The following is a 26,520-nucleotide window of genomic DNA, read 5'->3' on the forward strand; positions in this document are numbered from 1 at the left end:
AAATTGAGAATCGTGTTTTTTATTATAGTTCGTTTTGAGCTAAGAGCAAGCAACCTGTAATCCCTGCATTGTCTTGTAATTTTGGTGGAACAATGTACTCTTCTAAATTTGGCGTGGCCACATATTCATTAAGTAGTTTAGAAAATTCAGTTCTAACCAACGGTAACAATTGTGTTTGTTTCATTACTCCGCCGCCTAAAATGATTTTTTCTGGACTTAATATTAAAGTATACGTCATTAGAGCTTGTGCAAGATAATAAGCTTCTATTTCCCAAACCTCATCTTTATCTGTTAGATATTGCGCTTTTTTGTTGTATCTTTTTTCGATGGCTGGTCCCGATGCGAGTCCTTCCAAACAATTCTTATGATATGGACAGGCCCCTTCGAAAGAATCATTTTCATGCATTCTTACCAAAATATGTCCCATTTCAGGATGACCATAACCTTCTAACGGTTCACCATTTATTACAGCTCCACCGCCGATACCGGTTCCTATAGTGAGGTACAGACATGACTCTTTTCCAACAGCAGCACCTTTTTTCAATTCTCCAAATGCGGCTGCATTCACGTCTGTCGTCCACCCCATCGGCACATCATATCTTTCTTTTAATCGACCCAAGAAATCCACGTTTTCCCATCCCGATTTCGGTGTTGACGTTACATAACCGTAAGTCGCTGATTTTTTATTAACATCAATAGGACCAAAGGATCCAACACCCATAGCATCCAGTGTATAATTATCAAAAAATTCATACACTTTTTCAAATGTTTCTGCTGGTGTAGTTGTAGGAATAGATAGTCTTTCTATATGTTCAAGATTATTATCACTCACTGCTAGAACAAATTTTGTTCCTCCTGCTTCAATCGCACCTAACATGATTGACCTCCTCTCGTTAAATTATACTTATTCGCTGTCTATTATTGAGATGCTCTCAATAATAATATCTTTTTCAGGTTTATCCATAGCATTTTTTTCAACATTTTGAATGCTATCTGCTACGTCGTAACCTTCAATTAATTGGCCAAAAACGGTATGTTTCTGATCTAACCAAGGTGTTCCACCTTTTTCTTTATATGCTTCGATAATCTCTTCTGGATAACCGGCATCTTTTAACTGGGATACCATTTGTTCAGGCAATTCTGACATTGTCACAATAAAGAATTGACTTGAGTTGGTATTTGGACCAGCATTAGCCATTGATAGAGCCCCATTTAAATTGTACAGTTCCGGGCTGAATTCATCTTCAAAATTTCCGCCGAAGAAGCTATCTCCACCCATACCGCTTCCTGTAGGATCGCCACCTTGAATCATGAAATTAGGTATGACACGGTGAAAAATAACACCGTCATAATATCCTTTTTTAGCTAATCCAACGAAGTTTTCTACAGTCTTAGGTGCATGTTCTGGAAATAACTGGATGGCCAGTTCACCTTTATTCGTTTTGATTACTGCTCTTAGACCCTTATTCTTTTCATTTTTTAATTGTGGAAATTCACTCATTGTTTGTTCCTCCTAATTTAGATGTGTCTTTAGTTTACCTTAGTTGAACCATATTTCCAATAAGTTTTGTATTTGTGAAACTTTTTTATAATCATTTTCTATTGTTCATGTTATTATTAAAAGGTGAACTTATTTTATGCAAAGGACGTTGTTAAATGACACTATTTGAAAATTTTCCATTAGTTGCTGCATTATCAGCTATTATTTTATCTCAAGTTATTAAAATCCCCATTGCCTATTTTCTCAGTCGGCCTTCAACTGTCGCTTTGGCTATTTCAACCGGCGGTATGCCTAGCTCTCACTCAGCTGGAGTAACTGCCTTAGTAACAAGTTTATTAATAGAATATGGTATAGCTTCTCCTTATGTAGCTATTGCTTTTACCTTTGGTGTAATTGTCATGTTTGATTCTATGGGTGTAAGACGTCAAAGTGGCGAACATGGTATCATTATCAATGAGTTAATTAGAGATTTTGATGATTTGAAAAAATCTTTTTCAAAATACAACCACGAAGAAGTCTTGCAAGAAGATGACGAAGAATTAAGATCACGAGGATTTTTAGGACATAAACCTATTGAAGTGTTTTTTGGAATAATCTCAGGCATTATTATTGCACTTGTAATCAGCTTGTTTTACTAAATAATTAAGTCTTACAGTAAATAATATACGGAGGGTTACGCTTGATTGGTTCAGAAGAAATATACGATATAACAATTATTGGGGGCGGCCCTGTAGGAATGTTTGCCGCTTTTTATGCTGGTATGAGGAATGCTAAAACTAAAATAATCGAATCCTTACCAGTCCTGGGTGGGCAAGTCGCACTATTATATCCTGAAAAAACACTTTATGATGTCGGAGGATATGCGGGCGTAACGGGTAAGGAATTAATACATCAACTTAAAGCACAGATGCAGCATTTCGACCAAACTGTCTGTTTAGAAGAAGAAGTGAGAGAGATAACTAAATTGGATAAAGATCTTTTCTCACTAAAAACATCTAAAGGCACACACTATTCGAAGACCATCATTATCGCCACTGGTCAAGGTTCTTTTCACCCCCGGAAATTGGTACTAGATAATGCTGAACCATATGAAAACACTAATTTGCATTATATAGTAAAACAGATAGATCAGTATAAAGGCAAAACTGTTGTGATTTGTGGGGGCGGCGATACTGCAGTCGATTGGGCACTTACGTTAGAATCAGTCGCTGAAAAAGTATATTTAGTGCATCGGCGTGACCATTTCAGAGCTCACGAGGGGTCTGTCGAGATACTAAAAGCTTCAAGTGTTGAAGTATTAACCCCTTTCGTGCCTCATGAATTGATTGGCAAAGACGATCAACTCCAATCAGTCGTTTTTAAAGAAACACGTGGAGATGGTCTTCTAAAAATTGATTTAGATTATTTCATTGTTAATTACGGCTTTGTCTCATCACTTGGTCCAATCAAACAATGGAATTTAAACATCGACCGCACGGATATTATGGTCAACAGTAAAATGGAAACATCTATCAGTGGCATATATGCTGCCGGTGATAGTATCACTTTTGACGGCAAATTAAACTTGATTGCTACCGGATTTGGAGAAGCACCCACCGCTGTAAATCATGCTATCCATTCCATTCATCCAAAAGAACATGCTCAACCTATTCAGAGCACTAAATTATCATTCGAGGAATAAGAAGGAGGAAGAATAATGGTTCAATCAGGTTCAAAATTACACGAAGTAGCTTTAAAAAAATTAAAAAGTCGCGGTGTTAAATTAGAGGAAATAGCTGAATTAGTTTATGATTTGCAAAAACCTTATCTCTCGGATATTACAATGGAAATATGTTTGGAAAATGTTCAAGCTGTGTTAAGAAAAAGAGAAGTCCAAAACGCGGTACTTACGGGTATTGAATTAGACGTACTAGCTGAGGAAGGTAAATTATCAAGTCCTTTACAAGAGATTATCGAAGAAGATGAAAGTTTGTACGGTATTGATGAAATACTAGCTTTATCTATTGTTAATGTTTATGGTTCCATCGGATTCACAAATTACGGTTTTTTAGATAAAACAAAACCTAAGTTGATCAAACGTTTAGATGATCACACGCAGTCCAATCAAACTCACACATTTTTAGATGATATCGTGGGTGCCATTGCGGCAGCAGCTGCAAGCCGTTTGGCACATGGCAATCCAGGAATGTCTAAAATAATGAAATAAAGTAGCTTTTTGTAATGTTAGTGTTTTTACACTGGCATTACTTTTTTTTATGTTAAATTTCCAACTTACCAAAGAAATCATCTCCATTCATACTAATCTTCAACTACATGATGTCGAGAAAGTTAGAAATTCATTCAAAAAAAAGCAGACAAACAAAGATAGCACATCTTTGTTTGTCTGCTTTTCAAACTATTTGAAACCGTTTCTTTTACTATATTGATAGGTACTGATAAAAACAACTTCAATAAGTATAAAAAACAATATAAATGTATACATAAAATATTGTTGAGGCAATGCTAGTATAATAGGATCAGTAGCTGGATTAAATAACCAGTCATCATTATTAAAGAAAACTTCATGAAACAACACAAACATTCTATCAAAGTTTACAGCTAAAAACATTAGTAATAAAGGTGGCACGAGGCTAGCAATAAAAAACGGTTTTTGTAGCGTCCATATCCGTTTGTTTTTCTTTAAAGATTTAGCATAGAAAAAACTTCCTATCGAAGAAATAATTAATATGGCGTAGTTAAGGTAAAATAATAGTTTTACTTCCCAAAAATGAAATAAACCACTTTCCGAGCTCGGAAAATCCGGCATGTTCAATTCAGTCACCCATGGGAAATTTAAATACCTTAAGAGAACATGGTAATTATCAATTAATGCTTGAAAGGACATGTTTAATTGTGCCGGTAGCTCATGCAACCAGACTGAAAAATAATACAAAGGGGTAAACAAAATAACAAATGCAATGCTCACTGTGATAATGAATAAAAACAAACTACTTAAACCCGTTATTTTTTTTAAGTAACGCACCCTATTCTCCCCACTCATCCAACGTATCAATAATATACGTTGGTTGTTTCATTTTACTATTTAAATCAGCTTTCTTCGTAAAACCTGTTAAAACTAATAATGTGTCTATCTCACTGTCAATTCCAGCTAAAATATCTGTCTCATAATTATCTCCCACCATAATAACCTCTTCTTTTGAAAGATGTATTTTATCTAGTGCAGATTTCATCATGATTTTTTCGGGTTTACCGATAAAAGTCGGTTTCGTCTGAGATGACTTTTCTATTAAAGCTATAACCGATCCAGCTCCAGGAACCAGTCCTCTCTCAGTAGGCAGGTTCGTATCCTTGTTCGTTGCAATAAAGGTCGCACCTTTTTGAATAGCCAAACTAGCAATTTCACATTTGTCATAGGTCAAATCTCGGTCAAGTCCGACAACAACGTGATCAATAGCGTCTTCTACAAGTTGACAACCGACATCTTCCAATGCCTGTTTTAATCCATGTTCTCCAACAACATATACCCGGTTCCCCTTCAGCTGCTTGACATAATCGGCTGTAGCAAGTGCACTGGTATAGACGTCCTCTACTTTCGCTGGAATATTAAATTCAACTTGTAATTTTTCCGCAACCTCTTGCGGGGTACTAGTAGAATTGTTTGTGAGAAATAAATATGGTATTTCTGCATATTTGAGTTTTTCAACAAAAGCTGGCGCTGCTTCTATCGGTTTTGTTCCCATGTACATTGTTCCATCCAGATCGATAAAGTAACCTTGATACTTTTTGAATTGCATGACTTAACACCTATTCTTTCTTTTTCCTTATTTGAAAACGTGTCTTCCCACTGTTATTCTTCACTTCTTGTATGTCTTCTTTTTTTTGATCTACTTCGTTTGATTTGTCACGATGCGTTTTTGTAAATGAGCGTTTCTCATTCACCGAACGGCCGGGAGACTCTTTTTTATCAGGTGTTTGAGCAGCGCTTTGTTTTTTATATGGTTTGCTCGGTTTACTTGATTTGGTTGGTTTGCTGCTTGATTTGCTTGGTTTGCTACTTGGTTTGCTACTTGGTTTGCTGCTTGATTTGCTCGGTTTGCTTGGTCTGCTCACTTTACTTGGTCTGCTTGGTTTACTTGGTCTGCTTGGTGATTGTGTTTTATTATTTGACTCATATTGATGTTCAGTTTTTTTTCTGTTAAGTTCAATATTTTCCAACACAAAATGGGCACAACCAAAACTACAATATTCTAAAAGATAATCGTCTAAATAAGAAATACGCATGTCAATTGGGATTTTTTTCACTTCATCACGATAAAAACCTCTTAACCTAAGTTTGCCGTAAGACATATCACCTACCAGATAATCGTATTTCTCTAAAAAATCGCTATATCTCTCTTCTAATAAATCTGTATCTAAACCTTCTCTGTAATTCTTTATAATCTTATATTTTTCTTTGTTGATCAGAATATGTTCTGAATCTATTTTTTTTATGATCTTGTCTTCAGGATTGATCACTTTTTCTAATGCTTCAGTAGACAGTTCAACTTGCTTATCTTTCTCATTTTCATTAATCACATGTATTCTTTCCTTTCAATGATATCCATAGCACTATTGACTATTAATAATTATTATTCACACATTTATTTGATGCAACACATAATATCTTTGTTTATTTTAACACACAATGGTATCTGTAATATAATCATTTTTTACATAAGTGGTGCAAACAACCTTAAAATACTTCTAACCACTTTGGCTACTAAAGACTGTTTCACATTCGTGTATGCTATTCGTTCACTCTGATCAATTGTATTCTCCATATCTAGTTCGATTTCTTTTATTGCATCCGTTCCATAAATAACGACCGCATTCTCAAAGTGTAAGTAAAGACTTCGGTAATCAAAATTAATCGTACCGACTTCTGCAACTTCGCCATCTATGAGTATTGTTTTTGCATGCATAAAGCCTTTTGAGTATTCGTAGATTTTCACTCCAGCATCCATCAGGTCTGTGTAATATGACCGCGTCGTAATATGAACTAAATATTTATCCCACTTTTTGGGAGTGACAATCCGGACATCCACACCACTCCGTGCAGCCAATACGAGTGCTATCTCTAAATTTTCATCAAGTATTAAATAAGGCGTGTATATCCAAACTGATTTCTCTGCAGCATGAATCAATTTAATGAATACATGTTCTCCAATATTCATGGTATCCGTCGGACTATCAGCAAACGGCTGAACAAATCCACAACTTTCTTTTTGGTCATCATTATAATCTGGTTTAAGATCGATAATTTCATCCGGAAGTAAGTGGTCATCCATTGTTTGCCAGAGCTCTAGGAAAATCAAAGTCAATCCCCAGGCACCCATCCCTTCCAACTTAACCCCATTATCTTTCCAGTGCCCGAACCGTTCAATTTCATTGATGTACTCATCCCCCACATTGATCCCTCCAGTGAATGCCACTTCACCATCGATGGATAAAATTTTCCTGTGATCTCTATTATTTTGTGAAGAAGTGACGATTGGATGGAACGGATTATAGACCCTACTCGTAATGCCTTTCTCTGCAAGCCTTGTTTGAATGTTCTTTGGTAAGGTCACAAAACTGCCGATATCATCATACATTAGCCGAACATCCACACCTTGTTCGGCTTTTTCTTCCATAACTTCCAGCATTTCCTGCCACATTTTGCCTTCAGCAACAATAAAAAATTCAAAAAAGATGTATCTTTCAGCTTTCTTCATTTCTTCCAACATTGCCTTGAAATAATCTTCACCTAGGGGATAATATGTCACTTCTTTTGCCGAGTAAACTGGATATCCTCCTGTATTGGACAGGTAGTGCATGAGTTTACCGTGGCTTTTGAATTGGCTCTTCGCTTCATTTAAGACCGACTCATCATCAAGTTTATGCGGTCTATGTAATCTGTAAATATTTTCCAATGATTCTTGTAATTTTTTTGTCTGCGTTTGTCTGTTAAACATAAGATAAAAGAGTGTCCCATAAATAGGAAAGATCAACACTTGTAAAATCCATGTCACTTTGTAAGCTTCTTTACCTTTTTTCCATACAACATGCAGCGCCACACCAATTGAAAGCAATGTAAAAATAGTTTCTAAAACAATAGAATAGGCAAAAGATTGCATAATAATTATACCAAAAACAATAAATTGAATGATGATGAAAAAGGTGAGTAAAATACGTCGTTTAAATAAATACATAAGTAATTTTTTGCTCAAATCAATTCCTCCTTATATTATCTCAGTATGCCTTTTTTTCAGTTATTTGTCACTCTCTGACTAAAGGACATTAAGAGTGATCCTTTACTTTTAAATGGTAAAGACTTTTTTTTTTTTATTGACATCTTCCCCCTCTTCTTCTAAAGTGATACAGGAACTATTTTCACTAAAAGGGAGAAATTATGCCAACCAAATATTACGCAGTTAAAAAAGGACGCAATCCAGGTGTCTACACTACTTGGCCGGAAGCTCAAAAACAAGTGACAGGCTATACCAATGCCCAATTCAAATCATTTCAAACTAAAAATGAGGCACAAGCTTTTATCGCTGATAAAATGGAAAAGAGTAGTTACATAGCACCGGAGTCTCTCGTCGCTTACGTAGATGGTTCTTTTAGCAAAAAGAAAAAGACCTATAGTTATGGTGTTGTCTTGCTGAAAAATAACACTGTTATTCAGGAATTAAGTAACGCGGCAAGTGAGCCTGAGTACGCAGAAAGTTTCCAGATTGCAGGTGAATGCTTTGGTGCCCTCAATGCTATTAAATGGGCCATTGAACATAATTACAAAGAAATAATCATCCATTATGATTATTTAGGTATTGAAATGTGGGCTACAGGACAATGGAAAGCCAACAAAAAGGTCTCAAAAGACTATATAAAGTATTATCAAGCCTACAGCAAAAAAATTGACGTCTCTTTTGTGAAAGTTAAAGCCCATACAGGGATAAAATTCAACGAAAGAGCTGATGAATTGGCGAAAATAGCACTAGCTAACTGATAAGGTCAGTTATCATCACCACGACAAAACACCGAGAGGTTCTCTGAAATCAGAGAGAACCTCTCGGTGTTTTTTATAGCTGAGCGATTTTCACCATATCTTCATCGGACAGTAAGAAGTCCAGGCTTTCGAGATTAGCTTTCTGATTTACAGGGTTATGAGATTTAGGAATAACCACTACACCTCTCTGTGTTTGATAGCGGAGCAAGACCTGCCCCCATGTTTTACCATAGTTCTCGCCAATTTTATTTAGATAGTCTTTATGTTGATCGGTCGTTTTCATCGGTCCCCAACCTTGCGGTCTAATGTCACGATCCAACATATATTTTATCCACTCATTATTCCATTGGGTTGGATTCGATTTGATTTGATTGACAGCTGGTTTTATGGTCGCAAATTTATCTAATTTTTCAAGATCTTCATTAGAAAAATTAGAAACCCCAATGCTTTTGATTTTACCTTTACTTACAAATTCTTCCAATACTTCCCACGTTAATTTCAGTTTTTCATCATTTTCAATCGGTCTGTGGATAAGATACAAGTCGATATAATCTGTTTCAAGATTTTCTAAACTTTGGTTCAGCGTTTTTCTGACCGTTTCTTTGTCTTTTATATATTCATCATCCACGGGTATCTTAGTGGTTAAATAGAATGCTTTACGGTCAATACCGCTCTCTTTAACGGTTTTCCCGACACCTGCTTCATTCCTATAAGAAATAGCAGTATCTATCAATCGATAACCCATCTCGATCGCTGATTCGAGCGCAGTAAAATCACCATTCAATTTGCCATTGTACTCATTATTTTCTTTCCCGTATGTGTTCGTACCTGTTCCTAAGTAAGGAATACGTGTGCCGTTGTTCAACCGTACATGTTCCATTGTCTCTCTCCTCATCTTGTTAGTTTGTTCAATTCATTTCAACTGTAAGTACTAGCTTAATTCTATTTCGGCCAGCGCCTTTTTCAATTGTACTATTTCTTCGTTGTTAAAGGTGAGGCCTTTACCCATTTTAGTGTGGTCAGGGCTCCATTCTCTGATGTCAAACTTTGGAGGACGGTTATTCCAACTCACTAAATTTAATTCTTTACGCCATCCTTTAGGTGTTTCAGAAAGAACAGCAAGATGTTCAACCACTTCGTACGAGATTTTATCCATGATTAATACCCCTTTCAAAATATCTTCCGACATCATCTGGATGATGCGCATCCGAACCATAGGCTAATTTTATTCCTTCATTTAAGGCTGATTCAACAAGCGAGTCAAATGGATAAGTTCTTTTGTAAAAAGGTTTGTCAATACCTGAAAAATTGTAATCCAAAATATAGTCATTCGTTCTTATTTTCTTCAGTAACCTATCCCAATCGATTTCGTCTTCTTTATCATGTGCATCGCTAAATTTATATATCAATGTGATATGGCCAATCGTTTTAGGTGTCCATTTCCCGAATGGTAAAGTTACAGCCTTTAATAGGGTTTCTTCATATAATCTTGTCAGTCTATCGTAACCTATTTGATTTATTTTTTCTAAGAATACATCCTTATCATAGTCAATACAAAAATAACCATGATCAGGTATTTTCAAAAAATGAACACTTATAATAGAATAAGGAATAGTTTCTGAATGTTTTTTTAAGAAAACAAGGGTTTCCGCTTCTTTTCCTTCAATGTAATCAATTTCAAATCCTATATTCACAACGATGTCCTTTGCATATTTTGCTTTTAATCTTTTTCCCTGATCCAAATATCTTTCAACGTCTTCTTCTCTCATAGAGCTGTCTTTTGCTGGCGTCGTATCCTCGATTGGCAAAGGTGCGTGTTCTGTAAACGTAATACTTCCAAGTCCCTTAGCGATAGCCGTTTTGATATACTCTTCCATATCATACGCACTACCATGTGGACAATATTGTGTGTGTACGTGATTATCAGATAACATGATTTTTCTCCTTCTTCATTTTTAGTTTTGAATGCTTCCACTGTCAGGCTATTTATGTTAAAATTTTTTAATCAAACTGTTTTCAATTTTTAAGGTACAACCATTGTATCAAAATTAATAATAAATGGAAATGAGGAACTTAATAATGAATTTCGAAAAAAACAATCAGCATCTGCTGGAGAAAAAGCGCAAGGAAATGGAGTTTCTTCATCATTTTCATTTATTAGGCTATGATTTACTCGATCTATCTATTCTAGAACAATTTGAATGGGATAGACTGTCAGAAGATGATTTGAAAATGATGAAACATCGCTATACTTGGCAGTCAAACCAATCATTATTATCTCTTAGAAGTGACTGGACAGATGCCATTGTCCGTTACCGCCAAAAATATAAATTAAAAACAGATAAAATAGCTTATTCAGGGCCAGTATTTCCTGTGAATAAAGAAAAAATGCAGTTTGGAATGGAAGTCTTTACCCAGGATATTTCAAAACAGATCATCACGATGAAAGATTTATTACTTTACATTCGCGATCATCTCAACATTTCCTTAACTGTTGCCGTAATCAGTCACTACTCTCTTTTGAAAAAGTTATTATCCACAGAAGAAAGACGAGATCCTGAAATCATGACGTTCCTAAGTGAACGTAATTTAGATCATTTAACCAAAAGATTAGGACCTTCCCATCCGGCAGTCCTATTGATGACCCAACCCGTGCCTAATCAGCTTGCCTATGCTAAACAACATTTCCCGGATTTGAAAAAGCCCGTTGAAGAAATACAACACTGGCAATCTGAATTAGAGAACAATCAGATACCAGTCGTCTATTGTGACTTGTTTTCCTCGCCAAATCAATCCTATTACAAAGGCATATTTTTACAGTTTTATACCAAACAATCTGTTGAGCCCATCGTTACGGGTGGACAGTATTCAAGCCCGACCAAAGCTTTTGGTATGGCTATTAATTTATCAAGCTTACCCTTAACGGCTAGCTTATAGAGAGAGGAAAGTTGAAATGATCACAATTGCATTATCTAAAGGAAGACAGTTAGAAGATTTCATTTCATTTTTAAAGCAGCAGCAGTTAAGCCAATGGCACACTGCACTCGAATCACTTTCAAGAGAACTATTAGTCGAAACAGAAGATACGCGCTTTTTATTGGTGAAAGGTGAAGATGTGCCCGTATATGTTGAAGAAGGTGTCGCTGATTTAGGGATTACAGGGAGTGATGTCCTGTATGAACAGAATCGACAAATTAACAACTTGATGGACCTGCCATTTGGGTATTGTCATTTTGCTTTAGCTGCGAAAGCTCCAAAAGAAACGTATCCTGTTGTCGCTACAAAATACGTCAAATTTACACAAGATTATTTTGACTCTATTAGACAACCGGTCAAAATCATCCCTCTAAAAGGCTCTGTTGAACTAGCCGCCACTATCGATATGGCTGATGCCATCATGGATATCGTTCAATCTGGAACGACTCTTAAAGAAAACGGTTTGGAAGAACAAGTGCAGTTAGATAGTATCAATGCGCGACTCATTGCGAATAAACACTCTTTTTTCTCTAAAAATGAAGAAATACAGTCAATCATAAATAAATTAAAAAAGTAGGTGGAATGTAAATGTATACAATTGATACTTTCAAGCAAATATATGCATCAACGAACGACACAGACTGGAGTAAGTTGGAGCAAGTCATGACTATCATACAGACTGTTCAGGAGAAAAAAGATAAAGCATTATTTGACTATTCCGAAAAATTTGATAACGTAACGCTGACTGATTTGGAAATCAAACCCTCTGATCTCGAATTAGCGTATCAGTCAATCGACGATGAACTAAGAGAAGCTTTAGAAATGGCCTATAAAAACATATGGGACTACCAGGAATCTATAAAAATTTCCGACAGTCCAAAGTCAGAACTCTATCAAAAAGTTCACCCTTTGAATCGTGTGGGTGTCTATGTGCCTGGCGGGACTGCCCCTCTGGTCTCAACGGTATTAATGACCGCCGTATTGGCAAAGGTTGCCGGCGTTAATGAAATCATTGCCACTACACCTCCACAAAAAGATGGCGTTAATCAGGCTATTTTAGCCGCCTGCCACATTGCTCAAGTGGACCGTGTCTTTCAAGTGGGTGGCGCTCAAGCCATCGCTGCATTAGCTTATGGTACAGAAACCATTCCAAGAGTGGATAAAATTGCCGGTCCAGGGAATCAGTACGTCGCCTTAGCTAAAAAAATGGTTTATGGTGATGTAGGTATCGATTCTATTGCCGGTCCAAGTGAAATTGTTGTTGTCGTCGATGAAACGACGCGGGCGGAATTTGTTGCTTACGATTTACTTGCGCAGGCTGAACATGATGTATTGGCCCGAACCTTTTTGATAAGTGAAAACAAAGAAAAGCTATTAGAAATAAAAGAAGCAGTTGCTGTATTGGCAAACAAACAACCTCGCGCTCAAATAATAGCGGCCAGTCTAAAGGATCATCATTATTCTATTCTTACAGCTAATAAAGAAGAGACGATCGAATGCGTCAACTTGATTGCCGGTGAACATGTCTCGATTCAAACAAAAGATGCAGAGTCGTATATCGATCAGATCAAAACTGCCGGTGCTTTATTTGTAGGCGACTATTCACCTGAAGCTATTGGTGATTACGTCGCAGGACCCAGTCACGTTTTACCGACTGGAGGAACAGCGAGATTTAGCAACGGCTTAACAGTCAATGACTTTTTACGAACCAACTCTATTATTGCTCTAAAAAAAGAGTCGTTTTTAAAGATGGCCCCCAGCGGTATGCATTTAGCTTTGGAAGAATCACTCCAAGCCCATCATGATTCTTTAGCCTGTCGACTGGAGGAATTGAAATGATACGCATAGACAAAAATGAAAGTCCATATAGAGCATTAACTGAAGATGAAATCAGTAAAATTGCTATAGATACACATTTCAATCACTATGCGACCAATGAATATCAGCACTTACAAGAGAGTTATGCTGACTATAATCATCTGGATTCAAACCTGGTCTCTTTTGCAAACGGATCAGATGAATGGATTCAAAAAGCGATGATTATTTTAGGTAAAGGACCCGCTTTGGTTCTCGATCCGGATTTTGTGATGTATGAAGAATATGCCATGCAATTCAAACGTCCGCTCATAAAAGTTGATGCTCAACCGGATATGACATTTGATTATGAGGACGTCTTCAAAAAAATTAAAGAGTATCGCCCTTCTATTTTTATCTTCTCACAGCCAAATAATCCCTTTGGTATGATGCACCCCCTCGATTTCATCGAGAAAGCAGCTGAATTAATGAGGGAAGTTAATGGTTACATTATTATTGACGAAGCCTATGCCGAGTTTTTAGATGAGATCCCCAATTATCCTGAAGGCGATCACATCATTCGCTTTCGTACGCTTTCAAAGGTATATGGTTTAGCGGGATTACGCATTGGTGTCGCTTTTTCGACTGAGAACACCATGAAAGTGTTAAACTCTATCGCACATCCTTACCCACTCAACACTCTTTCCTTAAACATCGCTCATTATCTGTTGAATCAACCTGAACGACTGACTGATTTTATTTCTTTAAATAAAAAGTTGGCCAAACAATTGCACCAACTCTTCAAAGAAGAAGTCGGAGATGTCATCAACATGCTAGAGAGTCACACTAATTTTTTGTTTACCTATGGAGAAAAAGCATTAGAATTAGGTAACTTTGTAAAACAAAATGGCTTCCAACCCAGAATGTTTCCTGATTCTGATCAACCAACACTTAAAGAAGCTGTCAGATATTCGATAGCAACCGAAGAACAATTGGATGAACTGAGAAAAATCGTAAGGAAATGGAGAGCATCTCAATGACCATAACCAAAGAACGTAACACGAAAGAAACACGTATCAAATTAAGCATAGATAAAGGTTTATCTGAATCCAAAATCGATACTGGTGTAGGCTTTTTAAACCACATGCTGGACCTGTTTGCTTTTCATAGTCATTTTGTACTGGATATTGCTGTCGATGGTGATACAGATGTGGATGATCACCACACTACAGAAGATATTGGTATTTTGTTAGGACAAGCCATTGCTGAGTTAAATCAGGATAAGTCTTCAATTGAACGTTACGGGACTGCCTATGTTCCGATGGATGAAACATTGGCGCGTGCAGTTGTCGATATCAGCGGTCGTCCTTTTTTATCTTTTGAATCTGATTTTTCCAGTCAAACGGTCGGAACGTTTGACGTTCAGTTAGTCAAAGAATTCTTCTATGCACTGACTATTCATGCCCGCTTGACCGTTCATCTCGATTTGATTCGCGGTGGAAATACCCATCATGAAATCGAGGCCCTTTTCAAGTCTTTCGCACAGGCTTTAAGGAAAGCCTCACAGTCTTCTGACGTTTCCCGCCTTCCTTCGTCGAAAGGAGTCATCGAAGAATGATTGCTATCGTAGACTATGGATTGGGTAACATCGCTAATCTATCAAACGCTTTGCATTATTTGGGTCATGATGTTGTGGTCACTCATGATACAAAAGAACTCATTGAGGCAGACACGATCATACTACCTGGTGTCGGTCATTTTAAAGATGCGATGAACCGTCTATCAGAACTAGAGTTGTTACCTGTATTGAATGAATTAAAAGACAAAAAACCGTTTATTGGTATCTGTTTAGGTATGCAGCTTCTTTTTGAAAAGAGTGAAGAAGGAAATGTAGATGGGCTTGGCTATTTACCTGGAACAGTTAAAAAAATAACCGGATCTCTTCCGGTACCCCATTTGGGATGGAATCAACTGGACTCTCCTCTTCCTTCTCTGCAGGGCGACGTTTACTTTATCCATTCATATAAAGTGCATACAGAAGAAAATGTTGTTGCTACAGCATCTTATGAAGAGCCTGTGGTGGCAATTGTCCAGAAAGATCATTTAATCGGTATTCAGTTTCACCCTGAAAAAAGTGGAGACCTGGGACTGCAAATACTCAATCAAGCGATAAAAGGTGGTTTTAATCTGTGATAGAAATTTGGCCAGCAATAGATTTAATTGATAACCAGAGTGTGCGATTGACCGAAGGTGTTTATGCTTCAAAAGAAGTTATGAAACGTTCTCCTAAAGAAGCCATTGCTTTTTACAATCAATTCAAGGAAGTAACTCGTATCCATATTGTTGATTTGATGGGAGCACTACACCAGAAACCGACAGAAAAAGCATTCATTAAAGAATTGATCGCTTCCAGTGCCTATCCCGTCGAAATTGGCGGCGGTATTCGTTCAACAGAAACGATCGACTATTACTTTTCAAGCGGTGCGTCATACGTCATCGTTGGCACACGCGGCTTACAAGATAGCGCTTGGCTCAAGAAAATAACCACCCTCTACCCGGGCAAAATTTATTTAGGCCTGGATGCAAAAAAAGAACAGGTCGCAGTCAACGGCTGGACAGAATCAGTTGGAAAAACCATTTATGATGTTGCTGCAGAAACAGCTTCTCTAGCCTTAGGCGGCATTATTTACACCGACATTTCCAAAGACGGTAAAATGCAGGGTCCTAACTTCGAACTGACAAAAAAACTAGTGGGTCTTACCCCTCACCCAATCACTGCCTCAGGTGGCATACGCAGTTCAGCAGATTTGAAAATATTAGAAGATGCCGGCGTTAAAGCGGCCATTGTCGGAAAAGCAGCTAATACGGATACTTTTTGGGAGGGGATTAAATGATTAAAAAACGTATCATTCCTTGTCTCGATGTCAGAGATGGCATTGTGGTTAAAGGTATTCAGTTCAAAGGACTACGTGAAATTGGAGATCCAGTTGAATTAGCTAAACGCTATAACACATTAGGAGCCGATGAATTAGTCTTCCTCGATATTTCAGCAACCGATACGGGTAACGCCCTAATGCTTGATGTGATCAGAAAAACTGCCAAAGAACTCTTTATCCCGATGACTATCGGTGGCGGGCTGAAATCTTCAGCAGATATCTCAGCTGTATTAAATGCGGGTGCAGATAAAGTGAGTTTGAATTCAGCAGCCTTGAAAGATCCTTCATTGATCAACGAAACCAGTGAAAAATTTGGCTCTCAGTGTATCTGCATCGCAGTTGATGCTAAATGGGAGGAAAAGGAACAAGACTGGTATTGCTACACGCATGGAGGCAAGAAAAAAACGGATGTAAAAACATTGGATTGGGTAAAAGAAGTAGAATCTCGTGGAGCAGGAGAACTACTGATTACCAGTATGGATTATGATGGCATGCAGCAGGGATTCGATCATGTATTGCTTTCAAAAATTAAAGAAATAGTCAATATACCTGTTATCGCTTCGGGTGGTGCAGGAAATGCGCAGCATTTTGCGGATCTTTTCTTAAATACAGATGTTTCGGCAGGACTAGCTGCCTCTATTTTTCATGATGAAGATGTTTCGATTCAAGAAGTCAAAGACTCATGTCAGTTAAAAGGAGTGCCTATGCGCCATGTCTAATTACAATGCATTACAACCAGATTTTTCAAAAGGATTACTTCCAGTTATCCTGCAACATTACACAACAAAAGATGTTCGAATGATGGGCTATATGAACGAAGAGGCTTTTGAAAAAACGAAACAGGATGAAGTTGTCTGGTTTTTTTCTCGTTCAAAGAATCGCTTATGGAAAAAAGGCGAAACAAGTGGTAATCTGCAATACGTCAAAGACATGCATTTAGATTGTGATCAAGATGCCTTGCTCGTTATGATCGACCCGGTTGGTCCTACTTGCCATACGGGGTCAAAGAGCTGTTTCAATCTCGGACCCTCTTTTACATTGAAAGATATCGAAGCAACGATCCAAGCTCGAGCCGGTTCAAGTGAAGAGAAATCTTACACAAACTATCTTTTGAGCGAAGGCATCGATAAGATAGCAAAAAAATTCGGTGAAGAAGCTTTTGAAGTCGTTATAGGCGCGAAGAATAACAACAAAGAAGAAGTCGCTAACGAAACAGCTGACGTCTTATATCATCTCGGCGTTCTACTCCATCAAACCGGAGTGTCCATTTCAGATGTCGAGACTGTATTAGCTTCAAGACACGAGAAACAGAACAATTTCAAAGGGGAACGAAAAGACGTAAATAATTGGTAAGAGATTCTCACTTTTTCATCCAATATACTCTCCTTAATAATTAAAGACACCTTAAATTTAGTCTTTCATCACAGTTCTTTGTTGTATTTTCATCTTCATTCTTTTAAAATTAATAAGCATAATGTAATTTATCAAATGCAATAAAATTAAAGTAGGGATATCTTGAAAAATCAAATCAATCGTGTCCGAATAGCAGAAAAAGGCGCAAAAGTGTCGATTGGTGTCTATGTGATACTGGCTATAGTAAAAATTTCCGTCGGTTTTTTTCTGCGTTCAACATCCTTATCCGCCGATGGATTGAATAACTTAACGGATGTATTTTCATCTGTAACTGTCCTATTCGGCCTGAAAACCGCGAGGATACCGGCTGATGCCGATCACCCTTATGGACATTGGAAAGCGGAACCCATCGCCAGTTTAATTACGTCATTTATCATGATGTTTGTCGGATTCCAAGTTTTTCAAAGCAGTATTGTTCGTCTATATAGAGGTGAATTGGTAGCACCCAATCAACTCGCTGCTGTCATTGCTATAATCAGTGCAGTGGTATTGCTGTTTCTTTACCGCTACAACCTATTATTAGCAAAGGAAGCGAAAAGTACTGGATTAAAAGCTGTGGCTCAAGATAATCTAGCCGACAGCCTAACGAGTATCGCAACAGCCGTTGCCATCCTAGGTGCTTCTTTTGGCTGGGTCTGGTTAGATACTGTCATGGCATCCATCGTCGCCCTTATTATAGTTAGAACAGGTATTGATATTTTTAAAGAAAGTACCTTTTTATTATCTGACGGTTTTAAAGACAAACAGTTATCTTTGTACAAGACTGAAATACAGATGATCCCAGAAGTCAAAAACGTTGCATCTATAAAAGCTCGCATGTACGGGGCTAATACGTATGTAGATGTCACTATTTTAGTTGATCGAAACATGACGGTACGAGAAAGCCACGATATAACCGAGAATATCGAAAAGCTGCTTTATGAAAATTTCGATGTCATGCATACGGATGTTCATGTCGAACCAGATGATTTAATCAACCAATTCAACGAAGACCAAATGTAAAAAGACGGATTTCTATTTTCATAGAAATCCGTCTTTTCTCATTTGGTAGAAATGACTTTAAAGTTATTATTCACTTCAGCTACAATCGGTGAGAATTGCGCAAAATAGTCACCGATAAGTTCACTCATTGGGATCGTCACTTCCCGAATGATTTTCGTTGCATCAAACATACCGTAATCGCCTCCACCCACCGCTCGGTATTGGTTGATCACAATTTCCAAGTCATCATTGGGTAATATATCTTTACCCTGATACTTAAATTCCACCACTCTTTCTCCTTCAGGCTGTGTGACATCTATCGTGTAGTCGATGCCTTCATACATATCATAATTGTACATTTGAGGTTTGGGATTCATAAATTCAGGATTAATGGTTATCTGGTTGTCATCTTGCACTTTGAAATACGTTGCAGATCGTTCTATAGCATTCTTCAATTCTTCACCTGTTACTTTGAGAACGGCTAAAGTATTTGGATAGATGTAATTAAGAACCACATCTCTCAACGATACAGATTCATCAAAACCATTAACTTTATTATTGAAAAGAGCAGTGCCCGATATATCACATTTAGCATAATACATCTGAACACGGTTGATAAATTCAATATAAGGATGTTCTTCTCGTCGTGCTTTTTCTACATCAAATATTTGCATGTCTCCTTGAACCTGTCCGACAGGCTGGTCTAGCCACTCTTCCACTTCGTCATTCAACCATTTTAATTGATTGAACAATTTTTCATCAACGGGTACCCCTTCGACCGAAAGAAGTTCAGGTTTCATTTTTTTGATTGTCAGAGTGTCGTTATTTTTCTCAAGTTCAATCACAACTTTACCTAAATATTCCCCTTTATGGCCAGGCATGATTACGGCAGTATTTTTGACGACTTCAGCTATCAAGCGGTGCTGATGACCAGTAAGTAAGACATCAATGCCTTCAACTTCTTCTAATATCTTATAACCTTCATTCTCACCTGTCTGCACTTCAGTCTCTTTACCTGTTTTAAGATCTTTTTCAAATCCTCCGTGATAACTGACGACAACGATGTCAGCTTGTTCTCTTAACTCGGGCACATATTTCTTTGCAGTTTCTGTCGCTGATAAGAAGGTCAAACCTTTATAATTTTCCGGGTGTTCCCAATTAGGTATATATTGAGTCGTCAAACCCAATATAGCCACCTTGATTCCGTCCTGTTCAAACATTTTATATGCTTGACCGAAAGCTAAACTACCGTCACTTTTCACTATATTGGCACATAAGAAAGGATACTTTGCCGTTTCAACTGCAGAATTTAGGTAATCTAACCCATAGTTAAATTCATGATTTCCAATTATGCCAGCATCAAAATTCATTTGATTGACTGCATCCGTTAAATATTTAGCCGATTTTTTATGTTTAACTAAGTAATGAGTAAATGGTGATCCTTGAATAATATCACCGTTCTCAATAGTAAGACTTGGTCCTTTTGTCGCTTGACGTTCTCTTTCTAGTAGAGAGGCTATTTTAAATAAACCGTGTTCTTGCTCATGCTTGCGTGACTGATAATCAGTAGGATAAAGATAACCGTGCACGTCACTTGTCTCAAATAATGTGAACTCCATCAAATATTCCTTTCTGTAACTTGATTTTTAAAATCAATTAATACTAGTTATTTGATAATACATCCAATAGTAACCGAGGGTTATCTGTCATGATTCCATCAACACCAATGTCAATCAGTTTTTTCATCATTTCTTCTTCATTGATCGTCCAATAGTAGATTTGCATCCCGCGGTTATTTGCCCCTCGGATCAATTTCCAATCAACTAAATTATAACCTTCCAGTTCAGTTGGCAACTGGAAAGCTGCTGCTTTGGGTCTATAAAGCGCATTAAGAAGAGCCTTATGTATTGTGACGAAATGTCTCGTCTCTTCTTTTCCTGCGCCAATGGCTACTTCGCCATTGGAAACATCCTGGAATCTCAGGTTTATAGCATGATCAAAACTGGCAATCAAAACATTATCTTTCATATTAAACTTTTGAATCTCATTCCACATTTCAACAATTAAAGCCTCATACATAAGTGGATTGTTGGAATCCTTAAGTTCTATTAAATGTTTCTTATCACTAAATTCTGAAAAAACTTCTTCTACTGTGGGTATTTTTATGCCTGAGTTTCGAAACACAAAATCGCCATTAGCGTCTTTAAAACGGTAACCTGCATCTAAGGCTTTTATTTCTTCAAGGGTCATTTCATTGACCCTTCCTGTGCCGTTGGTTGTACGGTCTACGGTGTCATCATGAATAACTACCAGATGTCCATCGACAGTTATATGTACGTCGTATTCCAGCATATCTACAGCTAACTCTGCTGCATTTCTAAAGGCTGCTAGTGTATTTTCAGGGGCAAGTGCTTTTCCTCCCCGATGAGCGATCACTAAGGGGCCTTCTTTTTCTTCAAAAAAGGCATAGGTTTTTTTTGATGATAAAGGAAACAAAAAAAGTAAAAACCAAAGCATAAAAATACTGACTAAAAGAATGCCCATAATTCCAACTGTTTTTTTCATTTTATATTCTCTCCTTCTCAAAAAACTCTATTACCCAATGATAAATAGAACAACAACATAAGAGACGATGACGACCAGAGAAGATAATATGAAACCATGTATAAAAGGTTTCCAACCGGTTTTAACAAAAACTGCCATGTTCGTTTTCAGACCAATTGCGGCTAAAGCCACAACCATTAGAAAACGACTGATAGTTTTCATTACTCCAGCAACACTCGGGCTGATTATGCCTATTGAATTTAATAAAGCCATCAATACGAAAATCACTATAAACCAGGGAATCAAACCCGAAAGAGAGACTTTAGCCTTTCTAAGATCAGGTTGTTTGCGTTTGTTCCTGTAATATATGGTTGAAAAGATTAAAACGGTCGGGATAATGGCTAACGTACGTGTCAATTTCACCATCGTCGCGACTTCTCCAGCTACATCAGAAAATGCAAAGCTAGCAGCGACGACACTCGATGTATCGTTAATAGATGTTCCAGCCCAGTAACCGAAAAAAGTATCGCTAAGTAACAATAAGCGACCGACGATCGGGTACAAGATAATCATCAACATATCAAACAAAAAGGTCGAAGAGATAGCGTAAGACACATCTGCATCTTCTGCTTCAATTACCGGAGCCATCGCGGCGATAGCTGATCCTCCACAGATGGCCGTTCCGGCAGCGATCATATTACTAAGCTTCCAGTTGATTTTAAATATTTTTCCTAATACGTGTCCTCCACCAAAAGCGGTAAACAGAGTAAACAGTAAGACTAACAGGGTCTGACTTCCAACTTCTAATATGATAGAAAAATTAAGAGAAGCGCCTAATAATATAATTGCACCTTTCAATATTTTCTTTGAGGCATACTGCACACCTTCTTGTAATACTTCTTCATTATAGTAGACTGTACGAAAAAAAATACCTAAAAACATGGCAATTACAGTCGCCCCAATGTAGTGACCTGGTAATATCGTTTCTATGTAAAGTGCAATTAAAGCAATTATTCCAGACAATCCAATGCCGGGCACCTTCTTCAAATTCATCTCCAAACTTTTCATCCTTCCAAACGATTCTTGAATCATTATACCATTTATTTAATTATTCTTAACTGAAAAACTAATTAAGCAAAAAGGAAAAATCTTCACTTATAGACACGGTATGGTTAATACTGCTCCAAGCTATAACTGAAGATTTCACACTACTCATGTCACTGTCTAATTCTTTTTATTCCAGTGAGAACTGATACTAAAAGATGGAAAAAGATACTTGCCCCACATACAACCGTTAGCCAGAACAACTGATAATCGGTCTCTACAATAATGCCAGCGTACGCCCAGGCAAAGACCAACGGGTATAACCAATCTCGATTGAGTAGCGAAACAAATATCGCAATCACTGTCCCTATAATCAGTAAAGCCAGCGTCAACTGATATTCATCAAATCCAAATACTTCCTCGTTACCCATTTCGTTGAACCACGTCATAATATTAACGAGTGTAGCGACCGTTACCCAGCCAAAATAAATAGAGAAAGGTAACCGATCAAACCAGTAAGAAGAAACACGAGAAATGTTTCTATAAATAAAAATCAAAGTAATGAGTAAAGCGATTATTATTATAACTGAAGCTAAGTACCAGCCCTCTGTGAAAGCGATGATCCATAACCCGTTCAAAATAAAATTAACGATGGGCCAATAATGTACGCTTTCGTATATGCGGTTTTTATTATACTTAGAAAAAACCAAACGTACAATCCAGACAAATAACAACAGGTAAATAATACCCCATATCGAAAAGACGTATCCAGCGGGTTGGATTATTGCAGGATCTTGATCAGCCACCATCCCCACATCTGTTGCAGTAATATAATTGACGACCAACATTAAGATGAACCACAGGCTATAAATAATACCTAATTGTTTTTTACTTCTCATCATGACAACCTCCAGAGAATTCTATAATTCAAAATATAAAGAGTTTATTAAATAGTCTACTTCATACTTCACTGCCAATTTGTATAAGAAGCGTTTAACTCGTTCTAAGTATTTTAAGTCTTCCATTAGATTGGATTTATACTCTTGATATTTTTCTTTTTCTTTGACTGTAACGTCTTGATTAACATATCCCCAAACATGTTCCAAACTGTTTATTGCCGTATTAGTATTGATTTCTTGAGCTAGAGCCGCTTCAATCAACCGGTAAAATGGAATAACTGGGTATGACGATTTGTTTTTCAGTAGTTCTCTAATGCTGTCATAAATAGCTGGGGACCGTTCTAATACAGTGTACTTGTATTTTGCCCATTCATTTTCCAAGTCACTTATCTTTGGATCAGTCGTTGTCGCTAAGAGGCACTTTACTGCTGATAAGTTTTTATCTTTAACTTCCAGCATGATATCAACATCACACGACTCTACATCTCGGTAGAAAGCCATAAATTCATCGATTCTGATAAATTGTGAATGAGATCCTTCCCTCCCAATGAGTTGCTGCTGTGAATAGTGAACTTTGGGACGTCCATCTTTGTTTTTCCACGTTTTTTTCGCTAACTTTATCCAGTAAGAATCCGGATAGGTTTCATCCTCACTATTTAATGCATTATGCAAATTATCATAAACGACTGGTGCACCTGTTCTTTTGCTAACAGTCAATACATCTTGAATAGTATATGAGCGATCATCATTCTCAATAATGAGCCGGTCCTTGATCTTCCGGTCGAGTTGTTCATATGCCTGGGTAAATCTATCTATGGCAGCTTCTTTATCGTTATATACACCACCGACATGCAAAATGATTTTACTTTCTGAACCAACTCCTAACGAATCTAAGAATAGTGTATGGTAATTCAAATCATCAATTGCTCGATCCACCACTCCCTTTATTGGTGAATTAAGGACCGTGTACTGACCAGGATGCATCGAAACCCGAATGCCATATCGTCTGATTTTTTCTCCAATCCGAGTAAATAAGGGTTCAAATAGGGTTGGCCAATCTAAATCGTTCACAACAAAGTCTGATCCGAACGGAATAATATCCGAACTGATACGAAATAATTTAATACCTGCTTGATGATTATATTCAATCATTTTCTCTAACACATTTAAATTATGTTCGATCAACAGTTTCAGATTCTCTTCAGTTGCATTTATCTTGCGACACGTTTTGTACTTAGCGTCAGCTAACCCTTTTGTTATGCATGCATATCCAATATTCATGACGTACTCCTCTTCAAGCTTCATTTATAATCTAAGTTTACCATTCTCATTCTGTTCAAACGAATAATTAGTACTAATCATTAAGTGCATATCATTAAACGATTCGAAAAAACTTTGCTATAATCAAATTATCAAAGTTTAAGGAGGTTATATTATGTTGTGGACACTTATTGGAATATTAGTTCTTTTCTGGGTTCTAGGTTTGGTTTTAGATATCGGTGGTGGAATTATCCATATTCTTCTCGTCATTGCACTCATTGTTTTCATTTGGAATATGGTTACAGGAAGAAAAAATACGTAAAAAAGTAACTTAGGCTTAATAAAAAGCGTTCTAGAATGATTCTAGAACGCTTTTTTTATGTTTCTAAAACTTATTCTAATTACATGTTAAGATATAATAAAGGAGGATGAGCATGCACTGTTCCACATGTACTATAGTTAAAAGTGAGTTGACCTTTAACATTCCAAAACAATTAAAAAGCTTGATCACCAAAGAATTTTTTCATGATACGTCTTCATATATCTGGAAAGAAAATATCTTACATACATCTGAAGCTGCCAGTAATGATCTGGTTGATTTTTTGAGAGAAATGAATCTTACATCCGGTGTAACTTTTGCCCCCCTTCACAAAGAATGGTCGTCACTGGATACCTTTGATGACTACAGAAAAACATCATGGCTGGATGCACTTATAAAAGAGAAAAGTATAAAAATGCACTTTCAGCCTATCATCACGCAAACAGGAGATATATACGGTTATGAGTTACTGGCACGTTTTTTTGATAAAGAAGAAGCAATTATATATCCGGATATAGTTTTTCCAGCAGCTAAATTACGAGGACGGACATTTGCGCTCGACCGATTATGTCGCATGCAGGCCGTTAAACAGATCAAACGCCTTTATGGTGATCAGAAGGCCTTTATCAATTTCATCCCTACCGCTATTTACCAGCCCGAATACTGTCTGAGAGCTACGACAGACTTGGCACACAGTTTGAATATAACGAGTGACCGTTTTGTATTTGAAGTCGTGGAGACTGAAAAAGTTGATGATATCGAGCATTTAAAATCGATCCTTCGCTACTATAAGAAAAATGGGTTTAGCTATGCCTTGGATGACGTGGGTTCTGGTTATAACACGCTAGATTTGTTAGGAGAATTAGAACCGCCATTCATTAAATTAGATATGGCTTTTGCCCAAGGGGTCAGTCATTCCAAAGATAAACAACTAATAGCTAAATCATTTTTAGAGAAGGCTCACAGTTATGGAGGCCTATGTTTAGCCGAAGGTATCGAAGACATTGCTGATTTTCATTGGTTAAAGAATCAAGGGTATGAATTGTTTCAAGGCTATCTGTTTGGCAAACCACTTCCAGATCCCTTGATAAATAAAGAAATCGATTTGAGTCAATTTTAATCCATTGTACTTTTTAGCTTTTTTTTGAAAATTAGATCAAACTTAATTTCTTATGATTCGTATTTGAATAAAAAAAATTTGCTAAAACTTAAAATCAGCCTCTTTCGATTTTCGAAAGAGGCTGATTTTTTTATCTATGTGCCCACTAATTTCTTATTGTGAAATTTTTCTATGCTTTTGGAAACTCTTCTCAAACGTAAATAGCGCATGAGCAGTCAGCGTACCCCTGTGTTCTAATGACGATGTAAACATATTTCATAATATATATGGCGTATCGATATACTTCTATTATTAAATCAATTTTCCTCTTGCAGGTTAATATATTGATTGCAATAAAAAATAACTTTCTATTCCCATTATAATTAGCAGATTAGAGTGCTATTCATCATTAATTCTAAAAAAGTGAGGAGATATCTTGGCTTACAAGCATATAAATCACACCGAGTGTTGATATTGCAGCCACCGGCAAGCTATATTTAAATAAAGCATGTTGCGTTTTATGTCTGAATATCGTCATGCTAAGCCAGGCGCCGATTCCTCCTAGAGCAAATGAGGACAACAGTAACGTCTTTTCTGATATTCTATATTTGTGATTTATAGCCCGACGTTTGTCAATGTAGTAGATACCAAACGTAAAGACATTCATAAATCCAATGATTATTAAAAGCAGACTATTTATTCCATTTACTTCATCAAACATTTTATT

General features: G+C 37.0%; 31 protein-coding genes. 16 read left to right on the plus strand and 15 right to left on the minus strand.

Translation table 11 applies throughout. The features are described 5' to 3' along the window. Positions 1-22 precede the first annotated feature (22 nt). Together ACO1PF_RS02390 and ACO1PF_RS02395 are read right to left on the minus strand one after the other, a co-directional pair. Positions 23-877, minus strand: coding sequence for an ROK family protein (locus tag ACO1PF_RS02390; RefSeq protein WP_423189759.1), 855 nt, complete (start codon positions 875-877; stop codon positions 23-25). Positions 878-904: 27 nt separating this feature from the next. Further along, on the minus strand, positions 905-1,501 hold the full coding sequence (locus tag ACO1PF_RS02395; RefSeq protein WP_423189760.1) for a peptidylprolyl isomerase: 597 nt from the start codon (positions 1,499-1,501) through the stop codon (positions 905-907). A 155-nt stretch (positions 1,502-1,656) separates the two neighbouring features. Here ACO1PF_RS02395 and ACO1PF_RS02400 point away from each other — a divergent pair, with 155 nt between their 5' ends. From ACO1PF_RS02400 to ACO1PF_RS02410, 3 genes are read left to right on the plus strand one after another with little or no spacing between them, the layout of a single operon-like run. Then, a complete protein-coding gene (locus ACO1PF_RS02400; protein ID WP_423189761.1) occupies positions 1,657-2,139 on the plus strand; it encodes a divergent PAP2 family protein in 483 nt (160 codons plus the stop codon). Between the two features lie 41 nt (positions 2,140-2,180). Further along, positions 2,181-3,182: an NAD(P)/FAD-dependent oxidoreductase gene (locus tag ACO1PF_RS02405; RefSeq protein WP_423189762.1), complete on the plus strand. Its 1,002-nt coding sequence runs from the start codon at positions 2,181-2,183 to the stop codon at positions 3,180-3,182. A 15-nt stretch (positions 3,183-3,197) separates the two neighbouring features. After that, complete coding sequence (locus ACO1PF_RS02410; RefSeq protein WP_423189763.1) at positions 3,198-3,707, plus strand: phosphatidylglycerophosphatase A; 510 nt, start codon at positions 3,198-3,200, stop codon at positions 3,705-3,707. Positions 3,708-3,896: 189 nt separating this feature from the next. Here ACO1PF_RS02410 and ACO1PF_RS02415 read toward each other — a convergent pair whose 3' ends face one another. The 4 genes from ACO1PF_RS02415 to cls form a co-directional block, all read right to left on the minus strand. Further along, a complete protein-coding gene (locus ACO1PF_RS02415; RefSeq protein WP_423189764.1) occupies positions 3,897-4,523 on the minus strand; it encodes a TIGR01906 family membrane protein in 627 nt (208 codons plus the stop codon). 1 nt (position 4,524) lies between these two features. Continuing rightward, complete coding sequence (locus ACO1PF_RS02420; RefSeq protein WP_423189765.1) at positions 4,525-5,295, minus strand: TIGR01457 family HAD-type hydrolase; 771 nt, start codon at positions 5,293-5,295, stop codon at positions 4,525-4,527. Between the two features lie 10 nt (positions 5,296-5,305). After that, complete coding sequence (locus tag ACO1PF_RS02425) at positions 5,306-6,076, minus strand: YutD family protein (RefSeq protein WP_423189766.1); 771 nt, start codon at positions 6,074-6,076, stop codon at positions 5,306-5,308. A 134-nt stretch (positions 6,077-6,210) separates the two neighbouring features. Further along, positions 6,211-7,749 carry a cardiolipin synthase gene (gene cls, locus ACO1PF_RS02430; RefSeq protein WP_423189767.1) on the minus strand — a complete coding sequence of 513 codons (1,539 nt, stop codon included), beginning with the start codon at positions 7,747-7,749 and terminating at the stop codon, positions 6,211-6,213. Positions 7,750-7,931: 182 nt separating this feature from the next. On the opposite strand from cls, the gene ACO1PF_RS02435 reads away from it, so the two are divergent. Then, complete coding sequence (locus ACO1PF_RS02435; RefSeq protein WP_423189768.1) at positions 7,932-8,528, plus strand: viroplasmin family protein; 597 nt, start codon at positions 7,932-7,934, stop codon at positions 8,526-8,528. Positions 8,529-8,601: 73 nt separating this feature from the next. On the opposite strand, the gene ACO1PF_RS02440 is transcribed toward ACO1PF_RS02435, so the two are convergent. Genes ACO1PF_RS02440 through hisJ form a run of 3 tightly spaced genes read right to left on the minus strand, consistent with a single transcriptional unit; the run spans position 8,602 to position 10,462 of the window. Beyond that, complete coding sequence (locus ACO1PF_RS02440; protein WP_423189769.1) at positions 8,602-9,408, minus strand: aldo/keto reductase family protein; 807 nt, start codon at positions 9,406-9,408, stop codon at positions 8,602-8,604. A 51-nt stretch (positions 9,409-9,459) separates the two neighbouring features. After that, positions 9,460-9,684 (minus strand): YdbC family protein, encoded by a 225-nt coding sequence (locus ACO1PF_RS02445; RefSeq protein ID WP_423189770.1) that lies wholly within the window; start codon positions 9,682-9,684, stop codon positions 9,460-9,462. Continuing rightward, positions 9,677-10,462: a histidinol-phosphatase HisJ gene (gene hisJ, locus ACO1PF_RS02450; protein WP_423189771.1), complete on the minus strand. Its 786-nt coding sequence runs from the start codon at positions 10,460-10,462 to the stop codon at positions 9,677-9,679. The genes ACO1PF_RS02445 and hisJ overlap by 8 nt, the downstream gene beginning before the upstream one ends. Positions 10,463-10,607: 145 nt before the next feature. Between hisJ and ACO1PF_RS02455 the strand changes: the two genes are divergently transcribed. The 10 genes from ACO1PF_RS02455 to ACO1PF_RS02500 all read left to right on the plus strand — a co-directional run bounded on the left by ACO1PF_RS02455 (position 10,608) and on the right by ACO1PF_RS02500 (position 18,649). Next, entirely contained in the window at positions 10,608-11,465 is an 858-nt protein-coding gene (locus ACO1PF_RS02455) for an ATP phosphoribosyltransferase regulatory subunit (RefSeq protein ID WP_423189772.1), read from the plus strand. A 16-nt stretch (positions 11,466-11,481) separates the two neighbouring features. Further along, the gene (gene hisG, locus ACO1PF_RS02460; protein ID WP_423189773.1) at positions 11,482-12,081 is read left to right on the plus strand and encodes an ATP phosphoribosyltransferase; all 600 of its coding nucleotides are present in this window, start codon (positions 11,482-11,484) and stop codon (positions 12,079-12,081) included. 11 nt (positions 12,082-12,092) lie between these two features. Beyond that, a complete protein-coding gene (gene hisD / locus ACO1PF_RS02465) occupies positions 12,093-13,343 on the plus strand; it encodes a histidinol dehydrogenase (protein WP_423189774.1) in 1,251 nt (416 codons plus the stop codon). Beyond that, positions 13,340-14,338 carry an aminotransferase class I/II-fold pyridoxal phosphate-dependent enzyme gene (locus tag ACO1PF_RS02470; protein WP_423189775.1) on the plus strand — a complete coding sequence of 333 codons (999 nt, stop codon included), beginning with the start codon at positions 13,340-13,342 and terminating at the stop codon, positions 14,336-14,338. The genes hisD and ACO1PF_RS02470 overlap by 4 nt, the downstream gene beginning before the upstream one ends. Further along, the gene (hisB, locus tag ACO1PF_RS02475) at positions 14,335-14,916 is read left to right on the plus strand and encodes an imidazoleglycerol-phosphate dehydratase HisB (protein ID WP_423189776.1); all 582 of its coding nucleotides are present in this window, start codon (positions 14,335-14,337) and stop codon (positions 14,914-14,916) included. Before ACO1PF_RS02470 ends, hisB begins: the two co-directional genes overlap by 4 nt. Continuing rightward, on the plus strand, positions 14,913-15,491 hold the full coding sequence (gene hisH / locus ACO1PF_RS02480) for an imidazole glycerol phosphate synthase subunit HisH (RefSeq protein WP_423189777.1): 579 nt from the start codon (positions 14,913-14,915) through the stop codon (positions 15,489-15,491). Before hisB ends, hisH begins: the two co-directional genes overlap by 4 nt. Further along, complete coding sequence (gene hisA, locus ACO1PF_RS02485; protein WP_423189778.1) at positions 15,488-16,192, plus strand: 1-(5-phosphoribosyl)-5-((5-phosphoribosylamino)methylideneamino)imidazole-4-carboxamide isomerase; 705 nt, start codon at positions 15,488-15,490, stop codon at positions 16,190-16,192. Before hisH ends, hisA begins: the two co-directional genes overlap by 4 nt. Continuing rightward, positions 16,189-16,953 carry an imidazole glycerol phosphate synthase subunit HisF gene (gene hisF / locus ACO1PF_RS02490; protein ID WP_423189779.1) on the plus strand — a complete coding sequence of 255 codons (765 nt, stop codon included), beginning with the start codon at positions 16,189-16,191 and terminating at the stop codon, positions 16,951-16,953. Before hisA ends, hisF begins: the two co-directional genes overlap by 4 nt. Then, on the plus strand, positions 16,946-17,587 hold the full coding sequence (gene hisIE / locus ACO1PF_RS02495) for a bifunctional phosphoribosyl-AMP cyclohydrolase/phosphoribosyl-ATP diphosphatase HisIE (protein WP_423189780.1): 642 nt from the start codon (positions 16,946-16,948) through the stop codon (positions 17,585-17,587). Before hisF ends, hisIE begins: the two co-directional genes overlap by 8 nt. 162 nt (positions 17,588-17,749) lie before the next feature. Further along, the gene (locus tag ACO1PF_RS02500; protein ID WP_423189781.1) at positions 17,750-18,649 is read left to right on the plus strand and encodes a cation diffusion facilitator family transporter; all 900 of its coding nucleotides are present in this window, start codon (positions 17,750-17,752) and stop codon (positions 18,647-18,649) included. 38 nt (positions 18,650-18,687) lie between these two features. Here the strand turns inward: ACO1PF_RS02500 and ACO1PF_RS02505 are convergent, their stop codons facing one another. The 5 genes from ACO1PF_RS02505 to uvsE all read right to left on the minus strand — a co-directional run bounded on the left by ACO1PF_RS02505 (position 18,688) and on the right by uvsE (position 24,396). Continuing rightward, a complete protein-coding gene (locus tag ACO1PF_RS02505; protein ID WP_423189782.1) occupies positions 18,688-20,247 on the minus strand; it encodes a bifunctional metallophosphatase/5'-nucleotidase in 1,560 nt (519 codons plus the stop codon). A 43-nt stretch (positions 20,248-20,290) separates the two neighbouring features. Continuing rightward, on the minus strand, positions 20,291-21,193 hold the full coding sequence (locus ACO1PF_RS02510; protein ID WP_423189783.1) for a glycerophosphodiester phosphodiesterase: 903 nt from the start codon (positions 21,191-21,193) through the stop codon (positions 20,291-20,293). Between the two features lie 30 nt (positions 21,194-21,223). Further along, positions 21,224-22,225 (minus strand): YeiH family protein, encoded by a 1,002-nt coding sequence (locus tag ACO1PF_RS02515; protein ID WP_423190486.1) that lies wholly within the window; start codon positions 22,223-22,225, stop codon positions 21,224-21,226. A gap of 164 nt (positions 22,226-22,389) precedes the next feature. After that, positions 22,390-23,118, minus strand: coding sequence for a tryptophan-rich sensory protein (locus ACO1PF_RS02520; RefSeq protein ID WP_423189784.1), 729 nt, complete (start codon positions 23,116-23,118; stop codon positions 22,390-22,392). 18 nt (positions 23,119-23,136) lie between these two features. Next, positions 23,137-24,396 (minus strand): UV DNA damage repair endonuclease UvsE, encoded by a 1,260-nt coding sequence (uvsE, locus tag ACO1PF_RS02525; RefSeq protein WP_423189785.1) that lies wholly within the window; start codon positions 24,394-24,396, stop codon positions 23,137-23,139. Positions 24,397-24,550: 154 nt separating this feature from the next. Here uvsE and ACO1PF_RS02530 point away from each other — a divergent pair, with 154 nt between their 5' ends. Both ACO1PF_RS02530 and ACO1PF_RS02535 read left to right on the plus strand, forming a co-directional pair. Further along, positions 24,551-24,697, plus strand: a complete 147-nt coding sequence (locus tag ACO1PF_RS02530) for a lmo0937 family membrane protein (protein ID WP_423189786.1) — start codon at positions 24,551-24,553, stop codon at positions 24,695-24,697. Positions 24,698-24,809: 112 nt separating this feature from the next. Then, positions 24,810-25,814 (plus strand): EAL domain-containing protein, encoded by a 1,005-nt coding sequence (locus ACO1PF_RS02535; protein ID WP_423189787.1) that lies wholly within the window; start codon positions 24,810-24,812, stop codon positions 25,812-25,814. Positions 25,815-26,208: 394 nt separating this feature from the next. Here the strand turns inward: ACO1PF_RS02535 and ACO1PF_RS02540 are convergent, their stop codons facing one another. Beyond that, a complete protein-coding gene (locus ACO1PF_RS02540) occupies positions 26,209-26,514 on the minus strand; it encodes a DUF1294 domain-containing protein (RefSeq protein ID WP_423189788.1) in 306 nt (101 codons plus the stop codon). Positions 26,515-26,520: the final 6 nt, after the last annotated feature.

Source organism: Alkalibacterium sp. f15, from assembly GCF_049389645.1.
Classification (GTDB): domain Bacteria; phylum Bacillota; class Bacilli; order Lactobacillales; family Carnobacteriaceae_A; genus Alkalibacterium.

What these genes read in the sequence shown, in the direction of transcription:
- ACO1PF_RS02390 (WP_423189759.1), bottom strand. Translation starts at nt 877, where the DNA reads ATGTTAGGTGCGATTGAAGCAGGAGGAACAAAATTTGTTCTAGCAGTG.
- ACO1PF_RS02395 (WP_423189760.1), bottom strand. Translation starts at nt 1,501, where the DNA reads ATGAGTGAATTTCCACAATTAAAAAATGAAAAGAATAAGGGTCTAAGA.
- ACO1PF_RS02400 (WP_423189761.1), top strand. Translation starts at nt 1,657, where the DNA reads ATGACACTATTTGAAAATTTTCCATTAGTTGCTGCATTATCAGCTATT.
- ACO1PF_RS02410 (WP_423189763.1), top strand. Translation starts at nt 3,198, where the DNA reads ATGGTTCAATCAGGTTCAAAATTACACGAAGTAGCTTTAAAAAAATTA.
- ACO1PF_RS02420 (WP_423189765.1), bottom strand. Translation starts at nt 5,295, where the DNA reads ATGCAATTCAAAAAGTATCAAGGTTACTTTATCGATCTGGATGGAACA.
- ACO1PF_RS02435 (WP_423189768.1), top strand. Translation starts at nt 7,932, where the DNA reads ATGCCAACCAAATATTACGCAGTTAAAAAAGGACGCAATCCAGGTGTC.
- ACO1PF_RS02440 (WP_423189769.1), bottom strand. Translation starts at nt 9,408, where the DNA reads ATGGAACATGTACGGTTGAACAACGGCACACGTATTCCTTACTTAGGA.
- ACO1PF_RS02445 (WP_423189770.1), bottom strand. Translation starts at nt 9,684, where the DNA reads ATGGATAAAATCTCGTACGAAGTGGTTGAACATCTTGCTGTTCTTTCT.
- hisJ (WP_423189771.1), bottom strand. Translation starts at nt 10,462, where the DNA reads ATGTTATCTGATAATCACGTACACACACAATATTGTCCACATGGTAGT.
- ACO1PF_RS02455 (WP_423189772.1), top strand. Translation starts at nt 10,608, where the DNA reads ATGAATTTCGAAAAAAACAATCAGCATCTGCTGGAGAAAAAGCGCAAG.
- hisG (WP_423189773.1), top strand. Translation starts at nt 11,482, where the DNA reads ATGATCACAATTGCATTATCTAAAGGAAGACAGTTAGAAGATTTCATT.
- hisD (WP_423189774.1), top strand. Translation starts at nt 12,093, where the DNA reads ATGTATACAATTGATACTTTCAAGCAAATATATGCATCAACGAACGAC.
- ACO1PF_RS02470 (WP_423189775.1), top strand. Translation starts at nt 13,340, where the DNA reads ATGATACGCATAGACAAAAATGAAAGTCCATATAGAGCATTAACTGAA.
- hisB (WP_423189776.1), top strand. Translation starts at nt 14,335, where the DNA reads ATGACCATAACCAAAGAACGTAACACGAAAGAAACACGTATCAAATTA.
- hisH (WP_423189777.1), top strand. Translation starts at nt 14,913, where the DNA reads ATGATTGCTATCGTAGACTATGGATTGGGTAACATCGCTAATCTATCA.
- hisF (WP_423189779.1), top strand. Translation starts at nt 16,189, where the DNA reads ATGATTAAAAAACGTATCATTCCTTGTCTCGATGTCAGAGATGGCATT.
- hisIE (WP_423189780.1), top strand. Translation starts at nt 16,946, where the DNA reads ATGTCTAATTACAATGCATTACAACCAGATTTTTCAAAAGGATTACTT.
- ACO1PF_RS02505 (WP_423189782.1), bottom strand. Translation starts at nt 20,247, where the DNA reads ATGGAGTTCACATTATTTGAGACAAGTGACGTGCACGGTTATCTTTAT.
- ACO1PF_RS02510 (WP_423189783.1), bottom strand. Translation starts at nt 21,193, where the DNA reads ATGAAAAAAACAGTTGGAATTATGGGCATTCTTTTAGTCAGTATTTTT.
- ACO1PF_RS02515 (WP_423190486.1), bottom strand. Translation starts at nt 22,225, where the DNA reads ATGAATTTGAAGAAGGTGCCCGGCATTGGATTGTCTGGAATAATTGCT.
- ACO1PF_RS02520 (WP_423189784.1), bottom strand. Translation starts at nt 23,118, where the DNA reads ATGATGAGAAGTAAAAAACAATTAGGTATTATTTATAGCCTGTGGTTC.
- uvsE (WP_423189785.1), bottom strand. Translation starts at nt 24,396, where the DNA reads ATGAATATTGGATATGCATGCATAACAAAAGGGTTAGCTGACGCTAAG.
- ACO1PF_RS02530 (WP_423189786.1), top strand. Translation starts at nt 24,551, where the DNA reads ATGTTGTGGACACTTATTGGAATATTAGTTCTTTTCTGGGTTCTAGGT.
- ACO1PF_RS02535 (WP_423189787.1), top strand. Translation starts at nt 24,810, where the DNA reads ATGCACTGTTCCACATGTACTATAGTTAAAAGTGAGTTGACCTTTAAC.
- ACO1PF_RS02540 (WP_423189788.1), bottom strand. Translation starts at nt 26,514, where the DNA reads ATGTTTGATGAAGTAAATGGAATAAATAGTCTGCTTTTAATAATCATT.